This window comes from Synechocystis sp. PCC 7339 (assembly GCF_019924095.1).
GTDB lineage: Bacteria > Cyanobacteriota > Cyanobacteriia > Cyanobacteriales > Microcystaceae > Synechocystis.
Genome location: NZ_CP063659.1, coordinates 2,719,947 through 2,741,902, shown reverse-complemented (window position 1 = coordinate 2,741,902; position 21,956 = coordinate 2,719,947). Strand labels below are relative to the sequence as shown.

Below are 21,956 nucleotides of genomic sequence, written 5' to 3'. Positions count from 1 at the left end.
ACTATGACCAGAGTTAAACGGGGCAATGTCGCCCGCAAACGCCGCAAGAAAATTCTCAAGTTAGCCAAAGGTTTCCGGGGTTCCCACTCCAAACTTTTCCGCACCGCTAACCAACAGGTGATGAAGGCCCTGCGTAATGCCTACCGCGATCGCCGTAAACGTAAACGGGATTTTCGCCGTCTGTGGATTACCCGCATCAACGCTGCTGCTCGCCAAGAAGGCATGAGCTACAGTAAACTCACCGGGCAGTTGAAAAAAGCCAACATTGAAATCAACCGCAAAATGTTGGCCCAGTTGGCCGTGTTAGACCCCGCCGCCTTTAGCGAAGTGGTGAAAGTAGCCGCCACCGCGAAGTAAAAAGGGTTATTTTTCCTTTGGGCAAGGCTGGCTGGTTTGGATATTGAACCTAAATAGAGAAACTCCCCATCCCGGTGATCTAGGGTGGGGTTTTTCGCTGGGCAATATTAAACTTTTTTCAATTTTTTCAGGGTGTCGTACATTTCCGGCAAACGTTTGTAGATGGTAGATGCTTTCAGGTAAAGCTTGTGGGGCATGTGGGGACTACCACAAACCACTTCTTTAGCTCCCACTTTGCCGTGGATTCCGGTTTGGGCAGAGGCGATCGCCCCGTCGCCGATCTGAGATTTATCTGCTACCCCCACTTGTCCGGCGAGGATAACTCGGTTACCGATGGTGACTCCCCCGGCTAGGCCCACTTGACCGGCCAGGGCACAGGCCTCGCCAATACGACAACCATGGGCCACATGCACCATATTATCCAATTTGGTATTTTTGCCGATGCGAGTTTCCCCCACTGCGGGACGATCCACCGCACTATTACAGCCAATTTCTACCCCATCTTCCAAAATCACCTGGCCGGATTGTTCCATTTTGAACCAACCTTCCGCCGTGGGCACAAAGCCGAAACCTTCTGCTCCGATCGCCGCTCCGCTGTGGATTACACAACCCCGGCCAATCTGAGTGCGTTCGTGGATGGTGCAGTTACCGTGGAGGATGGTGTCGTTGCCAATGGTAACGCCTGGGTAAATGACCACATTGCCGTGGATGCAAACCCGATCGCCTAGGGTCACATTAGGATAAATCACCACATGGGGGCCAATGCTCACCTCCTCCCCCCATTGCACCGAAGGGTCAATGACTGCCGTGCCATGGATACCCGCAGGGGGACGATAGGGCTGATAAAAAACGGCGATCGTCGCCGCAAATAATAATCGGGGTTGGGCGGTGGCGCACCAGGCTATGCCTAGGGCATCTGCTTCTGCTTGCAGTTTTTCGTCCGGGGGTAAAATGAGCGCACTGGCCTGGGTCGCCTGCATTTGGGGCGCATACTTGGCGCTGTCGACGTAACTAATTTGCCCTGACAATGCCTCTGTTAAGGCCGCAACACCCCCAATGGTCGGATTGCGATCGCCAAATTTTACTAAGCTATGGGTTTGGATCTGGGGCTGTAAGCGTTCTACTAGTTGGCTAAATTCCATGGGAGATTGGCGGAGCTAAAAGCTAAACTGTGACCATTTTCCCACAAGGCTTTGATCTTTCTCTCCACCTGTGACCGGTGCTAACTGTGGCAGAGAACATTGTGTCTCGTTTCCGTTGCCAATCAAAAAAACGCCGTTAAACCTCCGCCACCACTTCTCCCTTAGGACTCCTTGGCGATCTTCGTTTACGCCACCAGGCCCAGAGGGTAGTGGCCATGAAAATACTAGAATAAACACCGGAAGCAAAGCCAATAATCAAAGCCAAAGCAAAGAATTTCAGACTATCGCCCCCAAAAAGAAAGATCGCCACCAGAGGCAAAGAAGTGGTCAAGGAAGTGTTAATGGAACGGGTCAAGGTTTGATTAACGGCATCATCCACCACATGATTGATATCCCAGTCGGGATGGCGCTCTAGGGTTTCCCGCACCCGGTCGTAAATTACCACCGTGTCATTGACGGAAAAACCAATAATGGTTAGTAAGGCCACCAGGAATAGACTGTCCACTTCCACCCCTCCCAGTAGACCAAAAATAGCAAAAGCCCCCATGGTGATCAAAGCATCGTAGAGCAGGGCAACAATGGCAAAAACAGCGTAATCAAGCTGAAAACGGATAGTTAGATAAACAATAATACCCAGGAGGGAAATCACCAGAGCTAACACTCCAGAACGGAATAAAGCCTTACCTACTGTGGGGCCAACGGTGTCGATTTGGATAGTTTCCGGGTCAAACTTGCCGATGCCTTCATTCAGTGCTTTTTGCACCGCTTCCCGCTGTTCCACATCCAGGGTTTGTTGACGGATGGAAAGGGTATAGTCCTCAATCACTTGCACGCTACTGTTACCCAGCCCCACCCCATTGAGAATATCCTGAACTTTTGCCACATCGATCGTCGCAGGACAATTATCATTGCTGGCGCATTCCAGTTGTAGTTGCAAACGGGTACCCCCGACAAAATCCAGACCAGGTTTAAAAGGAGCTTGGAATTGTACCCAGGAAATTCCCATGGCGATGATGCTGATCAACACCAAAAGGGCAGAAGCAATCCAAGCCGGTTTTTCCCATTTGAACAGGTCTAATTTCATAGTTTTTCAGATTGGTCAGGGAGGATGAAAAAGAATTTTTGGTTAAACAGTTAATTTATGATTTAGCTGGCACCGAGAGATTAGGGCAAAACAGTTTGGGATTTTGACGGACTTTAGGCAGACCGAGTACAATCACAAGTAAAAGAGTACGGCTACAGGTCAAGGCGGTAAATAAACTCACCATGACTCCGATCGCCAAGGTCAGGGCAAAACCTTTCACCAAGCCAGAGCCAAACCAAAACAGGGCTGCACAGGCAATCAGGGTGGTGACATTACTATCCAAAATACTGGAAAAGGCTCGGAAAAAACCCGATTCCACCGAGCGATAGAGGGTATTGCCCCCCCGCAATTCTTCCCTAGTCCGTTCAAAAATCAAGACGTTGGCATCCACTGCCATGCCAATACTGAGGATAAAACCGGCAATACCAGGCAAGGTCAAAGTTACCCCCACGAGGGCAAAGGCCGCTAGGGTCAAAACTGCGTAGATAACGAGGGAGACATCCGCCACAATACCGGGCAAACGATAATAAATCGCCATAAAAATCAACACCAGGGCTAAACCAACGAATCCCGCCACCAAACTACGTCGGATACTTTCCTGCCCCAATGTGGCCCCCACGGTGCGATTTTCCACCACTTCCACCGGGAACGGTAGGGAGCCGCCCCGCAGTTGCACCGCCAGATCATTGGCTGTGTCGATGGTGAAGTTGCCCGTAATTACCGCCGCTCCTCCGGTAATACCTGTATTAGCAAATTCCACTCCCACCACCGGAGCACTGATCAAGTCATTATCTAAAAACACGCCTAAGCTCCGCCCTGTACCGGCCACAGCTTGGGTCAATTCAGCAAATTTCTTGCCCCCTTCTTCGTCAAAGCGGAGGGATACTTCCCAGGCAGTGCCGGATTGGTTTGGACTAGGGCGGGCATCGGTGAGGTTTTTACCCGTTAGTCCCATGGGTTCAAACAGCCCCAGTAGAGCTTGGTTGGACTGTTCCCGCTCTGTCAACAATTGCTGGAGGCGATCGCTATTTTCCGGGGAAGCACCGGAGCGGCGTAGGTTCTCCAGTTCCGCATCCAGTTGACGTTTAATACTGTATTCCGCTTGAAATTCTCCCTCTGTGCCGGGCCGTTGCTGCTGAAATTCTAACTGGGCGGTCCCCCCCAAAATCCTTTCCGCCTGACCCGGGTCGGTCACCCCTGGCAGTTGCACCACCACTTTATCTTCCCCAGCAGTTTGCACCAAGGGTTCCGATACCCCCAGGGCATTAACCCGGTTTTCGATCACTGTTTTCACCGCCACCAAACTATCGTTGTCAATTTGGGGAATTTCTTCGGTGGGTTGGACTTCAATGGTTAACTGGGCTCCCCCCCGCAGGTCTAAACCTAGTTGCAGGGGCAACTTGGCCAGCACAAAACTGGCCCCAATGACCAAGACAACAATTAAAAGCAGTAGCCAACGCAGTCTTTGCATGGAAAGGAATTGATCGGGGACAATGTTCGATTCTATCGTGCCACGGGTCAATCCCTCGGCGATCGCCAATCATTAGCAGTCTGGGGACAAATCAACGGGCGTGACCGTCAATATATTCATGTTTGACCTGACTGCGGGCTTCCAGGGCCAGATATTCCTCTGGGGTCAAATAAGGATTGGGGAGAGCATACATGGCCAAGAGGCACTAAATATTTCGATTATCTTCTATAGGTATGGCGATCAGGGTCAAGGCCTTAACTAATATAATGGAAGAAAAATTCTGGAAAATCAAGATTGAGGTCATTACCATTTCTGTTAAGTAAATCGAAATATGATAGCAAACTTTAAAATTTAATTTTAATGTAACGATAATGCAAATCTCAATTCCTGAGTCAATTCTCCAATCTATTCGACTTCCTGAACAACGCATTGAAAAGGAACTGCTCAAAGAACTAGCACTCAGTTTGTATCAACAAGAATTGTTATCTTTTGGTAAAGCTCGGGAACTAGCCCAGATAGAATACCGTGATTTTTCGGCTTTATTGGGAGAGAGAAAGATTACCCGCCATTACACTGAAATGGAATTAGCTGAAGATTTAGATTATGCTCGCCGTTAGTAATACATCACCTCTGCTCAATTTGTCAATTATCGATCATCTTCATCTTGTTAAACACCAATTTCATGAGCTTTATATTCCCGAAGCAGTTTTTACAGAACTTAGGATTGAAGAAAATTTGCCAGGTTGTAATCAATTAAAAATTACTATCAAAGAGGAATGGCTAAAGGTCAGATCCGTTAACAATAAGCTAACGCTTGATAGAGCGGTCATTGACTGGGGAACTGAGACATCACTTTCATATCCACCATGAATGTTTGACAGGGGGCTGTTAGTTGAGCAAGCAACCCGACGGCGATATTCAGGCTAATGAGATTGTGGGCTTTGCTCCCCCTTGCCATGGTATAGACTTGACCATCAATATATTCATGTCTGACTTGACTATCAGCTTCCAGGGCCAGATATTCTTCGGGGGTCAAATAACGGTTTGGGGGAGCAAACATGGTCAAAGGGGGGCTAAATATCCTGATTATCGTCCATAGGTTGTTGGATAGTCTACCCTATTTGTGGATGGATGTTGTGGTTGACCGAAGTTTGAACTAAAAGCTAGATCAGCTTCCTTGCTGATTTGTCCGAGATTGGTATTCCCTGCTAATCTACAGATCAGCCCGAATGCTTGACGTAATCAATCCTTGAAAAAAGACGATAGAAATTTATAGTTTTTTGAATAGTATTTCCAACTAATTTTTAGAGTTATTGGTTTAACCTAGTTTTATAAGCAAATTTATGAAGCAGATACCCAAGATGCGTTAGTTATTTTTTGGCGAAAATCTATCCTTCAATTATTGCTTCATCGTTCTGCTATCTCCACATCCTAGAAAAACAACATGAACTATCAACTTTTTCAAGTGCCATCCAATGGCGAGAATCTTGTGGATATTGTTTGGGTAAAAGGCAAAATAGATAAGGCTTTTAGCCATCTTGCATATACTGTAGAGACTAACCATAAAAAAGATAATGTTCTAGAAAAAAGAGTGATAGACTTCAACGCTTTAATGCCGAGCGAGTTGTTGTCTCGATATCCAGATTTATTAGAAAGGCTCAAAGCAAGAAAACCGTACCAAGTTGCAGAATCTGCTATTGCTAACAGCTTTAGTGACTGTGATGCGCATATCAGAACTGTCCTGAGACTTGGAGCATTAGAGCTTTTAGCAAATATTCATTCCGGTCGTATTACAGCAAGCGACAAAGATCCATTTCCTCACCAACTTGCACTTCAACAATATATTAAAAATAATGAATCAAGAATAAAAAGAGTTTTGATTGCTGATGAAGTTGGTCTTGGAAAAACAATTGAAGTAGGATTGATTTTAAGAGATCGATTGATAGCTCAGCCCAATAACTTTCGCTGTCTTTATTTAGCTCCGGGTGGATTAACAGAAGATGTGAAAGAAAAACTTAGTAGCGTCATTAAAAGCCCTGAAGATAAAGAAATTATTCGAGTTGTTGATTCTTTTAAAAACTACGGTGGTTATATTCCTAGTGATGGTATTTGCGTTGCAAGCCTTAATGCAGCAAGGCGATATCTTGATAAAAAAGATAAGAAGAAACTTCCCAGTCGTGTTAGACCAAATATTGTCATCATTGATGAATGCCATCATTGTGGGAGTAAAATTGACTTGATTGGCACAGATCCAAAAGATATTTCTCGTCAAATTGCCACCAAGTCTTATAAGGCAGTGCGTCAAATTATCAATGGTGAATATTGGGAAGATTCAGAACCTCCTGAGTTAGTTATTTTAATGAGTGCAACTCCTTTTCGATCTGAATCACAATTTACCAATTTACTTCGTCTTTTAGCCCATCAAGTTGCAATTGATAATGCGTTTGCTGGCAATATTGGAAAAGAGGAGTTATTAGAAGCAATTAAAAAAGAGGATTCTCCTGTTTCCATTTTTTGGAGGCAACAGGATGAAATTTTAAGTTGGTCGAACAAAAAATTATTTCCCAAATTGACCATTTTAAGACCTCATTTAGAAAGACCTGATTTAGCACACGAAATCATAGTCGATAATCAATTAGAAGAACAGGGGGACAATAGTGATATTTATTATGTCAGTGAAGAAAACTCAAACAACAATGACAAGTACAAAAATCTACCACGTTTGGCAAAAGTTGATCAGAATTATTTAGATGACCTAAATAAAATCAAAAAAACTCTCAAAGAAATTTATCAAACTCATGATGAAAATTTTGGAGGTTTTTCTTCCGCTCATTTAGAAACGTGCTTAACAAGCAGTTCTTTGGCTGGAGCTTGTTGGATTTTTCGATGGTGTGTTCGCCATCATTCAGTATGGAATAACGATGAAGTATATCGCAGTGATATATCGGAAGATACAGAAAAACTAAGAGAATTAATAAAGGAAATTTCTCGTCAAATGGCTTCTTTTGATGAGAATCGAGATCATGAATTTGCGTCAGAAGTTCGGTTTCCTTCAGACAATAATTTTGTATTTCAACGCTCAAATTTACAGGGCAAAGTCCCGCAGGTTCGTCAATTTCAAATTGAAATGCTTAATAAAGATGAGGAAAAACCTTTTGTTGCTGATTCAGAAGAAATTGTTATATTAGCAGATCTAGCACTTAAACTTTTACGTTCAAATGGCATAATTGAGAATGCTAAGTTAGATTGGTTAAAGCAGATGCTCTTGGCCTATCCTAACTCTCGTTTTCTGGTTTTTACAGAAGTCTTACAAACCACTGCAATTATTACTGCAACTTTCAAGAAAGAAAGTGTTTCTTTGACAGGAAATATGAGTTTAGATGAACGACGAGAAGCTATCAGGAAATTTTATGATAAGAAAAAAAATTATCGAATTCTTGTTGCTACATCTGCTGCAGATGAAGGGTTAGATTTTCAAGTAGCCAATAAAGTTGTCCATTGGGATTTAAGCCCGGATCCATCAGTTCTTATGCAACGTAATGGACGAGTTGCACGATTAGGTCAAGTTTCAGATGTCACAGCCTATTACTTGATTCTGGAGGGAACTTTAGCTTATAAACGAGACTGTGCCTTATTACGTCGCTTATCGAAAGCAGGAATAACTGATCCAAAAATGCTTGAGAAAATTTATGGTATTGCAGTCACTATTTCCAATGATGAAGATTTTGAAACGGGAGCTATTGATCAAATTATCAAAAAAGCTCGAGAAATCAACGATCTAATGGAATCTCAATTTCGTGAATTAAGCACTCATCAATTAAATATTGAGTTTGTTATTGGACGAGATGAGCTTAAAAAACGCCTCCAAAACTGGTTACAGCTAGACTACTTAAAATTTGATATTTATAAACATCAAATGAAATTTGAAACAAGACAATGGGAACGTCCAATTTTTACTAATTCTGGCACCACATCAGAGAAAGAAGAATCAAAAATACTATCTTTTACATCTACTCGTGGAATGAAGGAAAGAGTTATCTGTGAAAAACCTAGCTCTAAAAATACGAAAAGAATTATCTTTGATCAAGAATTTGGTCTTTTTGGTCAAGAAAAAGAAATTGATAGCTTAGCTGGTCTTTATCCTTGGGATGTTCCTGGAAAAAATATGGAGATGAGGCGTTATCAATCAAATCGCTCAAAAGACTATATTGGGAGTCTTTGTGAAACTTTAGCAAGACAAAAAAATTCTGACTTTATTGCTATTTCAAAGCAAGCTTTTGTCTCTCAATTTCCTGAACTAGAAAACACTAAATTTTTAATGTTTGCAACTCATCCTCTCAGAGAGCTTGAAAATGTTGATCCTCAAAAAGTTGCTAAATACTTAACTTATTACAATTTTCCAAGTGATTTTCAGTATTCAACTAACGTAATTGGGGCATCAGCCAGCGAAATATACAGGATGATTAGCTTTTTAGAAGAACAAGCACTCACAGGATTCATTCAACCAGACACCAGCCTTATTAACGAAATCAGCCATGCTTCGACCTTAATTTCTGATTGGGTTAATAAAGCATTTAAAACCCCCAGTTCTGAATGGGATTAGGATGTTGAAGATGATACTTACTTTGTTCCAATTCCTGTTGCCTTAGTTGCTATTATTGACGATAAACAACAAGGATAAACCTCAGATTATCGTTTTTATCCCGCAACCTTTATAGGTTATTCACAGTAAATCCTAAGTGAATAACCTATTTTTGATTCAGTCCTGAGCCATTGACCTTTGTCCTCCTCTCCTATTTTTTTCATCCTTTTTCTTATATTTTTAATTAAGTTATGAATTTGTGGTTTGTGCTTTTCTATTTCAACATCTTTATAACCTAACATGGCTTCTATTAGCTCTTCATACAAGCAGACAGTAGGTTGTTTATTATTTTCCAAATTACGTTTTGCCATAAAACATAGTAGGCGTTCTTCCTGGGGAGCTAAATTAACCTTGATTCGCTGGCCATTAACCATTTCATAAAGACTAAGCTCACTAACACTGAAAACCCAAGGCCCGACGATCATATTATGAACAGGCTTTTTAGTTTTATCTGGGTCGAGATCCAGAAATTGTAACTGCCAGTCCTGAATTTTGATAACGTCCTCATGCAAAAGATATTCCTTACCGTCTTTGACAGCCTTCAAATCAATTTCGTAGCCATTTCTGATTATGCTTGTTCCCCAAGTACTATTGTCTTTGATGACCCATCCCCCAGATTCTCGGCTCAAAATACAGTGATCCCAGCGAGTAATTAACTTTTTTTCATTATCCGGTAAGACAATATCATTTCCATCCCTGTCAACAGTATCTCCATATCTACCAATAGAATATCTTGTTTCTGGATAACGCTTATTTAGCTTAAAATAACTAACATTGCCCTGAGGATCTTTAATTTTCAGTTCTGGATAGTAAGAATACATAATCTAAAAGTCTAAGAAAGTGTGAGATTTTCAAGTTTTTGTTTAACGTAATTCCTAGCGTGTACCGCCATCGCATAATTAGGATTACAGCTAATCGAGTGCTCATAGGCATCTAAGGCTTGCCGATACTGATCTAAACAAGAATAGGCCTCTCCCTTGATATACCAAGCTTCATAGTGATCCAGTTGAAGTCCTAGGATAATTTCACAAATAGTAATAATTTCCTGATAATCATCATGTTCTCTCAAAACTTCAATCTCCTCCAACCTTTCATTCAGAAAATGCTCTATCTCGTCTTGGGTATTTCTTGTACCCCTAGCAATTGTGAAATAGGAAAATAACTTTTTCGCATTCCAGCGTTTGTAGCGATCCTTAACCAAACACCCTGAGATAATTTTTTCGTAAAGAGGATCAATCTTGTCCGTAAATATCGGCAACTCATGGCTGATTTTCCACAACAAACCTACCGCATCCGTATGGGGAAAAGGGTGCTTCCCTGTCAGCAAGATAGTCATTAGAATTCCCAAAGACCAAATATCCCAATGGGGAGAAATAATTCCGTGTACCGCCTCCGGGGGCATATAGCGATAACAGACACTCATGCCATCGACACTGGTTTTGGTGCTAGTCGTTTCCCCCAGAACACGGGAAATACCAAAATCCGCCACCTTCCAATGGCCTTGCGCCCAGAGTATGTTGTCTGGCTTAATATCCCGATGGACAATGCCCTGCCCATGGAGAAAACAGAGCGCTTCCAACACTGACCCCATCACCTGATCCCGTTCTGACTCTGGCAACAATTCCCCCTCTGCCAACTGCTCCAAACGATTTCTCAGGGAATATTCTGCCAATTCCATCACCAACACCAGAAAGCGATGTCCCTCCATCTCGGTCAGAAAGGAACTGTAAAATCGGATCAACTTTTCATGTTCGAGGGTGGTGGCCAACTCCAACTCTTGGATCTGCTGTTGTTCCCTCTGGTCATCCCAGATCACCAACTTGATTGCTACATTGGCGATCGCCATTTCCCCAACGGACTCCGCCAGAAATACTGCGCCAAAACCACCAGTTCCCAGTAAAAACTGGAGGACATAGCTTCCTTCCAAATATTTTCCTTCCAAGCTCTTCCAGGACGACAAAAACATAGGCTTTCACCAGAAACAAGCAAAGGTATTACACAAACCATGCCCTCCTGGAAACCATCATAGGTTCGCTAACCAAATGAGGATATAAAGATTAGTAAAGAAAATTACTCTGTTAATGCCAACACTGATTGCACCTGTGTTTGTAGGAGATAATCCATGGCCCCGTATTTTTTATATCGGCCATGGGGATTTGCAACATTTAGTTAAGAATTCATGACGAAGTTTTTTTACTTGGTAGGATTTAGTCCTTGGGCAAGCACAACTTGCCATAGGCCAACTTCTGAAATTTCTGCTTAACATGAACCCCTCCTCTTCCCCTCCCCAATCTACGGCTAATGTTAAGTTTGTCCTCCTGATTTCGGGAGTAGCGGCCCTGGGGGGGTTTCTGTTTGGCTTTGATACAGCGGTGATCAATGGCGCCGTGGCGGCTCTACAAAAACATTTTCAGACTGACAGTCTGTTAACGGGTTTATCAGTGTCCCTGGCCCTATTGGGATCAGCATTGGGAGCCTTTGGTGCGGGCCCGATCGCCGATCGCCATGGACGGGTCAAAACCATGATTCTAGCGGCGGTACTATTCACCCTCAGTTCTATTGGATCAGGTTTACCTTTTACCATTTGGGATTTTATTTTCTGGCGGGTGTTGGGAGGTATTGGGGTGGGGGCCGCTAGTGTGATTGCCCCGGCCTACATTGCGGAAGTGTCGCCGGCCCATCTGCGGGGGCGTTTAGGGTCTTTGCAACAGTTGGCCATTGTCTCCGGTATTTTCATTGCCTTGTTGAGTAATTGGTTTATTGCCTCGATGGCAGGGGGATCGGCCCAAAATTCCTGGCTATTCGGGGCGGCGGCCTGGCGCTGGATGTTCTGGACGGAACTAATTCCCGCCTTGCTCTACGGCATTTGTGCTTTCCTGATTCCCGAATCGCCCCGGTATTTAATGGCCCTAGGGCAAGAAGAAAAGGCGGCGGCCATTTTGCACAAGGTGGAGGGGGGAGACGTGGCCGGTCGCATTGAAGAAATCCGGAAAACGGTCAGCCTAGACCACAAACCCCGCTTTCGTGATCTGCTCACTCGTCGGGGAGGATTATTGCCCATTGTCTGGATTGGCATGGGGCTATCGGCATTACAACAGTTTGTTGGCATTAATGTAATTTTTTATTACAGCAGTGTGCTCTGGCGATCGGTGGGTTTTACCGAAGAAAAGTCTTTGTTAATCACCGTGATCACTGGTTTTATCAACATCCTCACCACCCTAGTGGCGATCGCCTTTGTGGATAAATTTGGCCGTAAGCCTTTGTTACTCATGGGCTCCATTGGTATGACCATTACCCTGGGTATCCTTTCCGTGGTATTTGGGGAGGCAACGGTGGTCAATGGCCAACCTACCCTGACGGGAGCCGCTGGGGTAATTGCCTTGGTGACAGCTAATTTTTACGTCTTCAGTTTTGGCTTTTCCTGGGGCCCCATTGTTTGGGTGTTATTGGGGGAAATGTTTAATAACAAAATTCGGGCGGCGGCCCTATCGGTAGCGGCGGGGGTACAGTGGATTGCGAACTTTATTATTTCCACTACTTTTCCTCCTCTGCTGGACACGGTGGGTTTAGGCCCAGCCTACGGTTTATATGCCACTTCAGCGGCTATTTCCATTTTCTTTATTTGGTTTTTTGTGAAGGAAACTAAAGGTAAAACCCTTGAGCAAATGTAATGGTTTTTGTTGTTGGAGCAAACTAATTGACATTAGCTTAGTCCACTTAATTTTATTGAAATTTAATTCTGCTCTAATTTCTTTTTAAGTTAATTTAACCATCCAGCACTGACTTTATTTTCCGGGAGGGTACCGAATTGTCATTAGCAAGATTGACTAAATCCATGGGTTTGATTTGTGGTTTGGCGATCGCCAGTGGACTAACAGCGACGTTATCCAGTCATGCCCAAGCTGTTCCTGGAGATGAACCCTTTGCCCCGGTTAATCGTTACCAATTAGGTGGTGAAAATTCCGGTAACAAAGTCAATCAAATTACCTCAGTGGCGGAATTACGGGATGTGCAACCCAATGATTGGGCCTTTGCCGCTCTGCAAAGTTTAGTGGAACGTTACGGTTGTATAGTGGGTTATCCAGACCGCACCTATCGAGGTGATGCCGAAGGCACACTGCGTGCCCGTGCCCTCAGCCGTTATGAATTTGCGGCGGCATTAAATGCTTGCTTAAACACCATTGAGCAACTGTTACAGGCAAATGTCTCCGTGGTTCAGGGGGATTTAGACTTACTAAAAAAATTAGCCCAGGATTTCCAAGCCGAGCTAAAACAATTGGCAGTTAGGGTCGACAATTTGGCCACCCGCACCGCTTTTTTAGAAAACCATCAATTTTCCACCACCACTAAGCTTTATGGCCAAACCATTGTGTCCTTCGACGACGTCTTTGGCGATCGGGTAGGGGGAGATAGGAATGAATTTCAACCGCAGTTAGCCTACCGGGTGCGCTTTAACCTAGAAACCAGTTTCACAGGTAAGGATTTGCTCAGAACTCGTTTGCAATTCTCCAATTTCTTCAATGGAGTGGCACAAACTGGCACCAATATGACCCGTTTTAACTATGACGATAATTCCAACAATAATGTGGAAGTAACCCATCTTTGGTACCGTACTCCTTTGACGGATAATCTCACCCTGCGCTTGGGTTCCGTTGGGGTGGGCTACACAGACTTGGTGGATACATTAACGCCCCCCACCATTGCCGATGATGCCCTGGGAATTCCTTCCCGTTTTGGGGAGTATGACCCCATTTACCGCCGGGGAGGGGGAGGGGCGGGCTTGAATTGGCAAATAACCCCGACTTTACAACTGAGTGCGGGTTACTTAGCCACTAACCCCAATGATCCCGACAGTGGTAATGGCTTGTTCAATGGCGGCCACCATGCCCTTGGTCAATTAGCCTACCAAACCGCCGATGGAGGTATTGGCTTTACCTATTCCCGTTCCTATTTTCCTGCTGGCGAGACCAATTTAATGGCGGGCACCGGTAGTTTCCTGGCTATTCAACCCTTCGGAGAGGCGATCGCCACGGCGGGGGATTTTTACACATTGCAAGGGTATTATCGCATCACTCCCCATGTGCAGCTCCATGCCTGGGGCGGTTATGTGGACGCCCAGGCCCAGGGCGGCGGAATGAGCAACTTGGCCGATGGCGTGGGAGGCACGGTGTTGAGGGAAGTGTCCTGGAATCGTTCCGCTATTTGGTATGGTTTGCTTGGCATTAGTTTCCCCGATGTGGGGGGAGAAGGGAATTTACCGGGCATTGCCTTGGGTATTCCTCCCACAGTCACGGCTAGTAACTTACCTGGAGCAGTGGGACAAACCACTCCCTACCATTTGGAAACGTTTTACCGCATTCAAATCAATGACAATATTTCTATCACCCCCGGATTTTGGGTAGTGCTAAACCCTGAAGCTAACAGCAATAACGCCACCCAATATGTGGGGCATATACGCACTAGCTTTCTGTTCTGATCCCCCAGCCATCAAGACTGGCACAGCCCCATAAAATCGATTAACTGCCGCACCAACTCCGGTTTGGTCACTGCCAAAATAGTCGAACCGTCTTCGAGTAACGTATTGCCGTTGGGAATTTTTAAGTCTTCATGAGCATTGGCCTGGTAACCAATAATCAGAGTGCCGGAAGGAAAACGGGGATCCTGGGCGATCGCCGCCACACTGCGGCCCACAATGCTGCAATTGGGGGGAATGGAAAGTTTTAGCACCTCAATTTGTCCCTGCTCAAAGTGCATCATGGCATCCACCTGGGGATACTCAATGGCATTGATCACCCGGTTGAGGGTTAATTCTGTAGTGCTGATAATGTGGGTCGCACCGGCTAAACGGTAGGGTTCAGCAAAATCCCCATCACTCATGCGGACGACAATTTGAGGCACCCCATAATGCTTGGACAGGGTGACTAAAGCCAAATTTAGGGCATCTTCCTGGAGCGCCGCAATCACAGCCCCCGCTTTACGAACCCCTGCTTCTAGTAAAACTGAGGTATTGACTGCACTACCTTCAAACGCCATCACGCCAATTTTTTCCCGGGCATACTTACAGGCCAGGGGATCGGTGTCCACTGCCGCCACCGTGTGGCCCATTTTGAGCAAATTTTTGGCCAGATTGGAGCCAATGCCCCCCATGCCACCGATGAGAACGTACATTTTTCACCCTTTGCACCACAGGCTTGATTGTAGTGGAAGTTAGGTGAAATTGATGACTGTCGCTTTTGGCATTGGCTCGAAAAGCTCCCCCCACCTGCCGATGATGGGGAAAAGTCTTTGTGAAAATGCTCCACGCTTGTCGTAGTTTGGCTAAGTTAGCTGAAGAGGATAAATTAATTTACCCCTTGCTAACAAAGCCTAGGCTCCCACTGCTTCTTTGGCTGCGTACATAACCTCCAGGGTAATTTCCGACAAGCCCCGCTCCCGGGCAAATTTTTCCGTATTGCGTTTGACCTTACCCCGCACAAATCCTGGTACCTTGTTCAACTCAGCTTGGGCGGTGCTGTGCCAACCGAGGTCGGAGTCACTGGAAATGCCTTTGGTAATCACTTCTTTGGTGTCATGACCACCGAAAATTTCCAACAGATGGTCTTCCATGCCCAGGGTGAAAGAGTTGTACACCAAGTCAGCGATTTGATTAGTGCCTTCGTAGCCCAAGAATGGTTTATAGCCCAAGGGAAAATTCTGAATATGGATGGGGGCCGCAATGACGCCACAGGGAATATCCAGGCGTTTACCCACGTGCCTTTCCATCTGGGTGCCAAAAATAGCCGCCGGTTCAATGCGGGCAATGGCATCGGCGATCGCCCCGTTGTCTTCACTGATCAAGACTTCGTCACAGTATTCGGAAACCTCGGCCTTGAACCAATCCGAATCATATTTGCAATAGGTTCCTGCTAGGACAACGTGGATGCCCATTTCCCGGGCCAAAATTTTGGTCATAGCGGCCGCATGGGTATTATCCCCAAAGACCACTGCTTTTTTGCCGGTGAGATTTTGACAGTCAATGGAGCGGGAAAACCAGGCCGCTTGGGAGACGTGACGGGTTTGTTGCTGGATAAAATCTTCATAGTTAACATCGAAACCCTGGCCATTGAGTACCTCTTGAATTTTGCGGATACAGCGGGCTGTTTCCACCACTCCCATGGGGGTAATGTCCACATAGGGCATGGCAAATTCTTCCTGGAGATATGCCGCGGTCATCAGGCCGATTTCTCGGTAAGGACAGAGATTAAACCAGGCTTGGGGAATTTTGGCCAATTGGCCCACGGTGGCTTTTTCTGGTAGAACTACGTTCACTTCAATGCCCAAATCTGCCATTAAACGCTTTAATTCGGTGCAATCATGTTGGTTATGGAAGCCCAGGGTGGTGAAACCAATCAAATTCACCGATGGTTTGGCAGTTTTTTCCGTGGCAATATTGCCCTGTTTAAGGGCTTTCTTCAGATAAAACTCGACAATCTGCTTAAGGGTGCGATCGGCGGCCTGCAGTTCGTTAAAGCGGTAATGGTTCACGTCCGCTAGCAAAACATCACAGACGGCATCCATCTGGGCCCGGTCAACAAAATTCTCTAAATCTTCCTGCAAAATACTGGAAGTGCAAGTGGGGGTCAGCACAATCAAATCCGGCGTTTCTTCCCCATCCTTGCGGACAATGTTATCCACTACTTTTTCTTGGGAGCCACGGGATAATACTTGGCGATCGACCACACTGGTGGTGACGGGGGTAAAATTCTGTTCCCGTTCCAGCATGGAGCGCATGACGTTGAAATAATCATCCCCCAACGGAGCGTGCATAATGGCGTGGACGTTTTTAAAGGAACTGGCAATGCGTAGGGTGCCAATGTGGGCCGGGCCAGCGTACATCCAATAGGCCAATTTCATAGGGTCAGACTCCGGGGGCGTAATTCACCCTCAAATTGTCGGTAAAAGCCCTGGCCTTGTCGAGCAGTAACTTTACATTTTGAGTGGGCTTTTAGCTTTCTATAATGCTTATTATGATTGAGTTTCAGCTTTATTTAGCTCAATTATTTTTTATGGTTTTCCATACAATTCTTAATGGTTAGACATGATCGCCATAAGTATTTATGACCATAACCTTAGGTTCTGGGGGTCAATACTCCAAAGTCAGCATCGTATATTTTGCACAATCTCGGTACGGATATGGTTAATTTTAAGACAACAACCAAACTAATTTAATGACTGATTTACCTCAAATCTTAGAACAGCATATTGTCAATTGTTCTACCACTAAAAGCTTTCAGCGGGGAGCAGACTATTTTCAACAGGGAGCAATGAAATTCCTAGTAAGACGGGGCACGGCCACAGATATGATTTAGCCACCCTGACGATCGCCACTACGGAGGCTGTTGTTAGGTGTTTTTTTAGATTTATGATTAAACCAATTAAAGGTTGGAGTTTGAGGTTATGCCTGTCAAAATTGCGATCGCCCAAATAAAAGTTGAGCCGGGTCAGCGTATTATTCTAGATCAAATTTCCTGGCAGGAATTTGAGGCGATTTTGGAAGATTTGGGGGAACATCGTCATTCCCATATCGCTTATTACAAGGGAGTTTTAGAATTTCGGATGCCTTTACCTGGCCATGAACGCACTAAAGTTTTGATTTCTCATTTACTTGTGGTTTTACTAGAAGAACTAGGCCTGGAATGGGAATCCCTTGGCTCCACTACTTTTAAAAGCAGACCTATGCAAGCAGGCATTGAGCCTGATGATTGTTTTTATATTGACAACTATCAAGCTGTGGTGGGCAAACAACGGCTGAATCTAGAGGTTGATCCTGTACCCGATTTGGCGATCGAAGTAGATTTCACCTCTATTACCCAGGTCAGTGCCTATGAGGCATTGGGCATTCCTGAAATTTGGCGATATGAAGATGGAAAATTGGAAATTAGTTTACTAGAAGAAGGAAAATACATTAACTCTTTTATGAGCAAAGCTTTTCCTTCTATTCCCATTATTGAAGGAATTTCCCTTTGTTTAAAAAAAAGCCAGGTGATTCCTATGAGTGCTTTACGTCGTGAGTTTCGACAGTGGTTACAGGAATATATCTAAAGAGACGTACTTCCGTTAACCATAATGATGGACGATTTGGTCGGGAGATAATCCCATGCGTTCATGCCAGATCATGATGTCTTGAACTGTGATCCGGTGCCCAGCAATGCGGGGTTTTTCGACCCAGGTTCCTGGGGTGATCTCAATATGATTGATTAGGGTTGTCGCCATTAGTATTTCCTCTGTATTGCACCATTACCCTCAGTGGCGATCGCCGGGAGTGTTAAGCAACATACTCCCGACCAAAAATAAACTCCACGGTTGTACACGATCGCCGTTTTGATGCAGTCAGTTCAACTAACCTATTTTTTCTGCACCACCCGCACTGGAGTGCCATTTTGTACCATGCCGAACAAAGCCACCACATCTTGATTCCGCATTCTGACGCAACCATGGGAAGCCGCTGTGCCCAGGAAATGCTCATGTTTTTTCGGAGTGCCATGGAAACCAATGGTATTTTTACCATCACTCCAAAAACCGATCCAACGGATACCGATGGGGCCGTCCAAGCTGGCGGCGACCTTTTTGCCATTCCAGGGATTTTCCCAAACCGGATTTTCCACCATTTGAATTACCTGGAAATTACCTTGGGGCGTTTCCCAGCCTTTTTTTCCCACTGCCACGGGGTAACTGGCCAAAATTTTGTCATTTTGGTAGGCGTAAACTTTTCGTTCCCCTAACACCAACACAATATGGGTAGCCAAGGCCTGGCTGTCTGGATTGGTGGGGGTACTGACGGGAGCTGCTGGGGGAATGTAGGTGGATTCGGGAATCGGTTTGAGGGGAGGAATGGCACTACCCCCATTGAGACTACTTTGGGCCTGGACAGTGCTGGGGATAACCAGACTAGTTGCAGTCAAACTAACACCACCCAACCAAAGGGCGACACGGGCTAGGGGAGAGACTTGTTTCTGCATAGGATTGACAAAATTAAAGGGAACGATAGGGTTTTAACAATACGAGATTGAATACAGACCAATAGAAATACTATGTTAGAGGATCATTATCGATGCTGTCTAAGTTCCATGGGCTGGGAAAAAGACGGTGTGGCGATCGCCACGATGCCCCACACTTTAGCTCCCTTTTCTTCCATGACCCGTCGGGCTTCTAGGGCGGTGGTGCCGGTGGTAATAATATCATCCAAAATTAACCAAGGCTGGCGAGTGTTAAACCCTGGCCCCGTAGCGAGGGCAGACTGCAATTCCCGTTGGCGATCGCCGGGGCTAAGACCAAACAACGCTTGGGTATCCTTGGGCCGTTGTAAAGCCTGAGAGCGCAGGGTATAACCTGTGAGGCGGCAAAAACCGACGGCAATTCTTTCCGCTTGGTTAAATCCCCGTTCAGCCTGTTTGCGATTGCTAAGGGGAATAGGCACCACCTGGGGAGTTATTTTAAGTTTAGCTTGGGGTTGTTGTAACCATTGTTCTGCCAACTGCTCTCCCAACCAGAGGCCAATGCCGGGTTGTTGCTCAAACTTCATGACCGTTAAAACTCGCCGCAGTTGCCCTTCGTACTGGCCCCAAACAAAGCGGGGAAATTTTCCTTGCCATTGCCGAAGGTTAGAGGGAAAACGGTGGCTCAAAATTTGTCCAGTGCAATCCCGACAAAAATTATCTTGACTAGGTTTTTGACAAAGAGGACAAGGAGTTTGAAACAAGAGGGAACGAATTGATTGCCACATGGAAGACAAACTTACGGGAATTTAACGCTAGTTAGAAGAAGTATCGGCTCATAACCTAGATACTGTATCCGCCACAATGGCGATCGCCTGGTCAATTTCTGTCTGGGTGGTGAACCGGCTTAAACCAAAACGGAGACTGGCCTGGGCACTGGTTTTATCCCGGCCCAGGGCATACAACACATGGGAAGCTTCGGTGCGGTAGGAAGAACAGGCGGAACCAGAAGATAGGGCCAAGCGGGGTTGCAATGCAGTCAGCAACGCCTTGGGATCGACTCCGGTAATACTGACATTGAGGTTGCCCGGTAACCGTTGTTCATAGTCCCCATTCAGCACCACCCCCGTAATTTTTGCTAGACCCTGCCAGAGTTGATCCCGCAATGCCCGCTGGCGATCGCCTTCTGAAACTAAGTCTTCCCCTGCTATGGCCAAGGCTTTGGCTAAACCGACAATCAACGGCACCGGCAGAGTTCCCGAACGAAAATTCCCTTCCTGTCCCCCCCCCAACAGTTGGGGCGCTAACCTCACCCCCGGATTTTGACGCCGATATAGTCCGCCAACGCCCTTGGGTCCATGGATTTTGTGCCCAGTGAAGGACAATAGATCAATGTTCAATTGCCCCACATCCAGGGGAATTTTGCCCAGGGCTTGAGCCCCATCACAATGGAAAATGATCGATTTTTGGTAACATAACCTGCCAATTTTCTCCAGGGGTTGCACCACGCCAATTTCATTGTTGGCTGCCATCACGGAAACAAGAATGGTATCGGGCCGTAAAGCCCTTTCCAACTCGGTTAAATCCAGTAAACCATTGGGCTGTACGGGCAAATAGGTCACCTCAAACCCCAGGGATTCCAGGTAAAGACAGGGAGCCAACACTGCTTGATGTTCCGTGGCTACGGTCACCAGGTGTTTCCCTTGGGCAAAGTAAGCTTCCGCCACTCCCCGAATGGCCAAATTATTAGCTTCTGTAGCACCGCTGGTGAAAATAATTTCTTCTGGTTGGGCCCCCATGGTCTCGGCAATTTCCTGCCTAGCTTGTTTAATGGCCGCTGAGGCTTGCCAACCGTAAAAATGGGCACTGCCCGCATTGCCATACTGCTCTCTCAGGTAAGGGAGCATGGCTTCTAGTACTCTAGGATCGAGGGCGGTGGTGGCGTGGTTGTCGAAGTAAAGGGGCCGTTCCATGGTGCTTTCCTCAGCTCATTGATCCCGGCAGTTCCTAGATCGCTGGCTAATTTTGTTCAACTTTTGGGAGACTTAAATTTAAGGATAACGTTTTACTTTTTTGGCTCTGTAACCATTGGACAAAGGCGATCGCCAATTAACTGACCGGCCAGTTGATGGCCTTGAACATTCCAATGGCCTACCCCAGGAATGGTGTTATCAAAACCGTGCCAATAGCTCTGCTTCGCATCGGCTTTTTGTTGCATGGTTTTCGCCAGGGTCAACACAGCAAAATTTTCCTTTTGCCCTAATTGTGCCAACCGCTGGTCAGGGTAGAACAAATTCTGCGCCCCCAACTGTTTTAATTGCTCCCGCACTTGGCGATCGGGGTACACCTGGGGAGGGTTACTAATTACCACTGCTAGAAAATCAGCCTTTTCTTCCTTACTTAGCTGACTAATTGCCGTTATTAGGGACTCCGTCGCGGCCCAGGCTTGCTTCCAGGCGGGATCAGTGGGTTCCCGATATAAATTAACGTCGAAATCCAGAGCGGGAATGATGTCAGTATTAGCCTCTTGCTGGGTGGTTAAAGTCCGTTGGGTCACCCATTGCCGTTTGGCTTCGTTGAGCACCTGCAACAGCCGCACCCGGTTGATCAAGCCGTACAGCAATCTTCTTGGAGTACTATCCCGCCGTTGATAGGCACTTGTTTCCTTAAAATCGAACTTCATTTGCCATTTACCTTCCACCTCTTCCCAAAAGGGCGCTAGGCGATCGCCAGGGCTTAACTGTCGAGAATTATTGACAATGTCATTGCCGGTGAAGATTTGTAGCAACACTAAATCCGGTTGGTATTCAATAGCATGGTGCTGGAGGGTTAAATATTCCTGGGCAGTGCCGTAGTCCCCCACGCCAAAATTAATCACTTCCACCGTTTTGCCCATTAAGCCAGGACAGGAGGCCAAATTTTTTTCTATGGCACTCCAATAGGTCTCATCTTCATTAACTTGAATTGCTTCGGAAAAGGAATCCCCCAACACCACAATGCGGTACGTATCCGCCGATTTCTCCTTTTCGTAATGGCGATCGCGCAGGCCGTTGGCGTTAATGCTCACTAAACCATTGCCTTCATGGGTCCAACGGGCGGTGAAATTGGGAATTAAGCTATGACCCCGTTGGGGATCTACTTGGTAAAAGCTGGGATAACTAATCCCCATCAGCCTCAGGGCCACTTCCGTCACCACCACCGCAAAACATAAACTGCCCAGCACCAGTAAGGTATTGGCTAGCCATTGTTTATTTTGAGGAGATTTTGCCATGGAGAATAAAATGAT

The 21,956-nt window shown here is 45.8% G+C and carries 20 protein-coding genes; 7 read left to right on the top strand and 13 right to left on the bottom strand.

Features of this window, described 5'->3' with window-relative positions; genetic code table 11:
• Positions 1 to 3 precede the first annotated feature (3 nt).
• A complete protein-coding gene (rplT, locus tag IQE94_RS12995; RefSeq protein WP_010873349.1) occupies positions 4 to 357 on the top strand; it encodes a 50S ribosomal protein L20 in 354 nt (117 codons plus the stop codon).
• 107 nt (positions 358 to 464) lie between these two features.
• Here rplT and lpxD read toward each other — a convergent pair whose 3' ends face one another.
• The 3 genes from lpxD to secD all read right to left on the bottom strand — a co-directional run bounded on the left by lpxD (position 465) and on the right by secD (position 4,054).
• Entirely contained in the window at positions 465 to 1,499 is a 1,035-nt protein-coding gene (gene lpxD / locus IQE94_RS12990; RefSeq protein WP_212721191.1) for a UDP-3-O-(3-hydroxymyristoyl)glucosamine N-acyltransferase, read from the bottom strand.
• Positions 1,500 to 1,635: 136 nt separating this feature from the next.
• Positions 1,636 to 2,583, bottom strand: a complete 948-nt coding sequence (secF, locus tag IQE94_RS12985; protein ID WP_212721193.1) for a protein translocase subunit SecF — start codon at positions 2,581 to 2,583, stop codon at positions 1,636 to 1,638.
• Between the two features lie 55 nt (positions 2,584 to 2,638).
• On the bottom strand, positions 2,639 to 4,054 hold the full coding sequence (secD, locus tag IQE94_RS12980) for a protein translocase subunit SecD (protein ID WP_212721195.1): 1,416 nt from the start codon (positions 4,052 to 4,054) through the stop codon (positions 2,639 to 2,641).
• Positions 4,055 to 4,425: 371 nt separating this feature from the next.
• Between secD and IQE94_RS12970 the strand changes: the two genes are divergently transcribed.
• Complete coding sequence (locus tag IQE94_RS12970) at positions 4,426 to 4,671, top strand: UPF0175 family protein (protein ID WP_212721197.1); 246 nt, start codon at positions 4,426 to 4,428, stop codon at positions 4,669 to 4,671.
• Positions 4,672 to 4,880: 209 nt separating this feature from the next.
• Here IQE94_RS12970 and IQE94_RS12965 read toward each other — a convergent pair whose 3' ends face one another.
• Positions 4,881 to 5,114, bottom strand: a complete 234-nt coding sequence (locus IQE94_RS12965) for a Uma2 family endonuclease (RefSeq protein ID WP_212721199.1) — start codon at positions 5,112 to 5,114, stop codon at positions 4,881 to 4,883.
• Between the two features lie 384 nt (positions 5,115 to 5,498).
• Between IQE94_RS12965 and IQE94_RS12960 the strand changes: the two genes are divergently transcribed.
• The gene (locus IQE94_RS12960) at positions 5,499 to 8,657 is read left to right on the top strand and encodes a DEAD/DEAH box helicase (RefSeq protein WP_223342093.1); all 3,159 of its coding nucleotides are present in this window, start codon (positions 5,499 to 5,501) and stop codon (positions 8,655 to 8,657) included.
• A gap of 116 nt (positions 8,658 to 8,773) precedes the next feature.
• Here the strand turns inward: IQE94_RS12960 and IQE94_RS12955 are convergent, their stop codons facing one another.
• Together IQE94_RS12955 and IQE94_RS12950 are read right to left on the bottom strand one after the other, a co-directional pair.
• Positions 8,774 to 9,517, bottom strand: coding sequence for an FHA domain-containing protein (locus tag IQE94_RS12955; protein WP_212721203.1), 744 nt, complete (start codon positions 9,515 to 9,517; stop codon positions 8,774 to 8,776).
• Between the two features lie 11 nt (positions 9,518 to 9,528).
• On the bottom strand, positions 9,529 to 10,662 hold the full coding sequence (locus IQE94_RS12950) for a serine/threonine-protein kinase (protein WP_212721205.1): 1,134 nt from the start codon (positions 10,660 to 10,662) through the stop codon (positions 9,529 to 9,531).
• 298 nt (positions 10,663 to 10,960) lie between these two features.
• Here IQE94_RS12950 and IQE94_RS12945 point away from each other — a divergent pair, with 298 nt between their 5' ends.
• Complete coding sequence (locus tag IQE94_RS12945) at positions 10,961 to 12,367, top strand: sugar porter family MFS transporter (protein ID WP_223342092.1); 1,407 nt, start codon at positions 10,961 to 10,963, stop codon at positions 12,365 to 12,367.
• Between the two features lie 164 nt (positions 12,368 to 12,531).
• A complete protein-coding gene (locus IQE94_RS12940; RefSeq protein WP_223343229.1) occupies positions 12,532 to 14,172 on the top strand; it encodes an iron uptake porin in 1,641 nt (546 codons plus the stop codon).
• Positions 14,173 to 14,183: 11 nt separating this feature from the next.
• On the opposite strand, the gene IQE94_RS12935 is transcribed toward IQE94_RS12940, so the two are convergent.
• On the bottom strand, positions 14,184 to 14,864 hold the full coding sequence (locus tag IQE94_RS12935; RefSeq protein ID WP_212721209.1) for a TrkA family potassium uptake protein: 681 nt from the start codon (positions 14,862 to 14,864) through the stop codon (positions 14,184 to 14,186).
• Between the two features lie 198 nt (positions 14,865 to 15,062).
• Positions 15,063 to 16,589 (bottom strand): ferredoxin:protochlorophyllide reductase (ATP-dependent) subunit B, encoded by a 1,527-nt coding sequence (gene bchB / locus IQE94_RS12930; RefSeq protein ID WP_212721211.1) that lies wholly within the window; start codon positions 16,587 to 16,589, stop codon positions 15,063 to 15,065.
• A gap of 314 nt (positions 16,590 to 16,903) precedes the next feature.
• Here bchB and IQE94_RS12925 point away from each other — a divergent pair, with 314 nt between their 5' ends.
• Together IQE94_RS12925 and IQE94_RS12920 are read left to right on the top strand one after the other, a co-directional pair.
• Positions 16,904 to 17,044 (top strand): hypothetical protein, encoded by a 141-nt coding sequence (locus IQE94_RS12925; RefSeq protein ID WP_223342091.1) that lies wholly within the window; start codon positions 16,904 to 16,906, stop codon positions 17,042 to 17,044.
• An 88-nt stretch (positions 17,045 to 17,132) separates the two neighbouring features.
• The gene (locus tag IQE94_RS12920; RefSeq protein WP_212721215.1) at positions 17,133 to 17,777 is read left to right on the top strand and encodes a Uma2 family endonuclease; all 645 of its coding nucleotides are present in this window, start codon (positions 17,133 to 17,135) and stop codon (positions 17,775 to 17,777) included.
• A 15-nt stretch (positions 17,778 to 17,792) separates the two neighbouring features.
• On the opposite strand, the gene IQE94_RS12915 is transcribed toward IQE94_RS12920, so the two are convergent.
• From IQE94_RS12915 to IQE94_RS12895, 5 genes are all read right to left on the bottom strand, one after another.
• Positions 17,793 to 17,948 (bottom strand): DUF433 domain-containing protein, encoded by a 156-nt coding sequence (locus IQE94_RS12915; RefSeq protein ID WP_223342090.1) that lies wholly within the window; start codon positions 17,946 to 17,948, stop codon positions 17,793 to 17,795.
• Between the two features lie 131 nt (positions 17,949 to 18,079).
• Positions 18,080 to 18,694 (bottom strand): L,D-transpeptidase, encoded by a 615-nt coding sequence (locus IQE94_RS12910; RefSeq protein WP_212721216.1) that lies wholly within the window; start codon positions 18,692 to 18,694, stop codon positions 18,080 to 18,082.
• An 86-nt stretch (positions 18,695 to 18,780) separates the two neighbouring features.
• On the bottom strand, positions 18,781 to 19,458 hold the full coding sequence (locus tag IQE94_RS12905; protein WP_212721217.1) for a ComF family protein: 678 nt from the start codon (positions 19,456 to 19,458) through the stop codon (positions 18,781 to 18,783).
• Between the two features lie 48 nt (positions 19,459 to 19,506).
• Complete coding sequence (locus IQE94_RS12900) at positions 19,507 to 20,643, bottom strand: cysteine desulfurase family protein (protein ID WP_212721218.1); 1,137 nt, start codon at positions 20,641 to 20,643, stop codon at positions 19,507 to 19,509.
• 92 nt (positions 20,644 to 20,735) lie between these two features.
• Positions 20,736 to 21,941: an SGNH/GDSL hydrolase family protein gene (locus tag IQE94_RS12895; RefSeq protein WP_212721224.1), complete on the bottom strand. Its 1,206-nt coding sequence runs from the start codon at positions 21,939 to 21,941 to the stop codon at positions 20,736 to 20,738.
• Between the last annotated feature and the right edge of the window lie 15 nt (positions 21,942 to 21,956).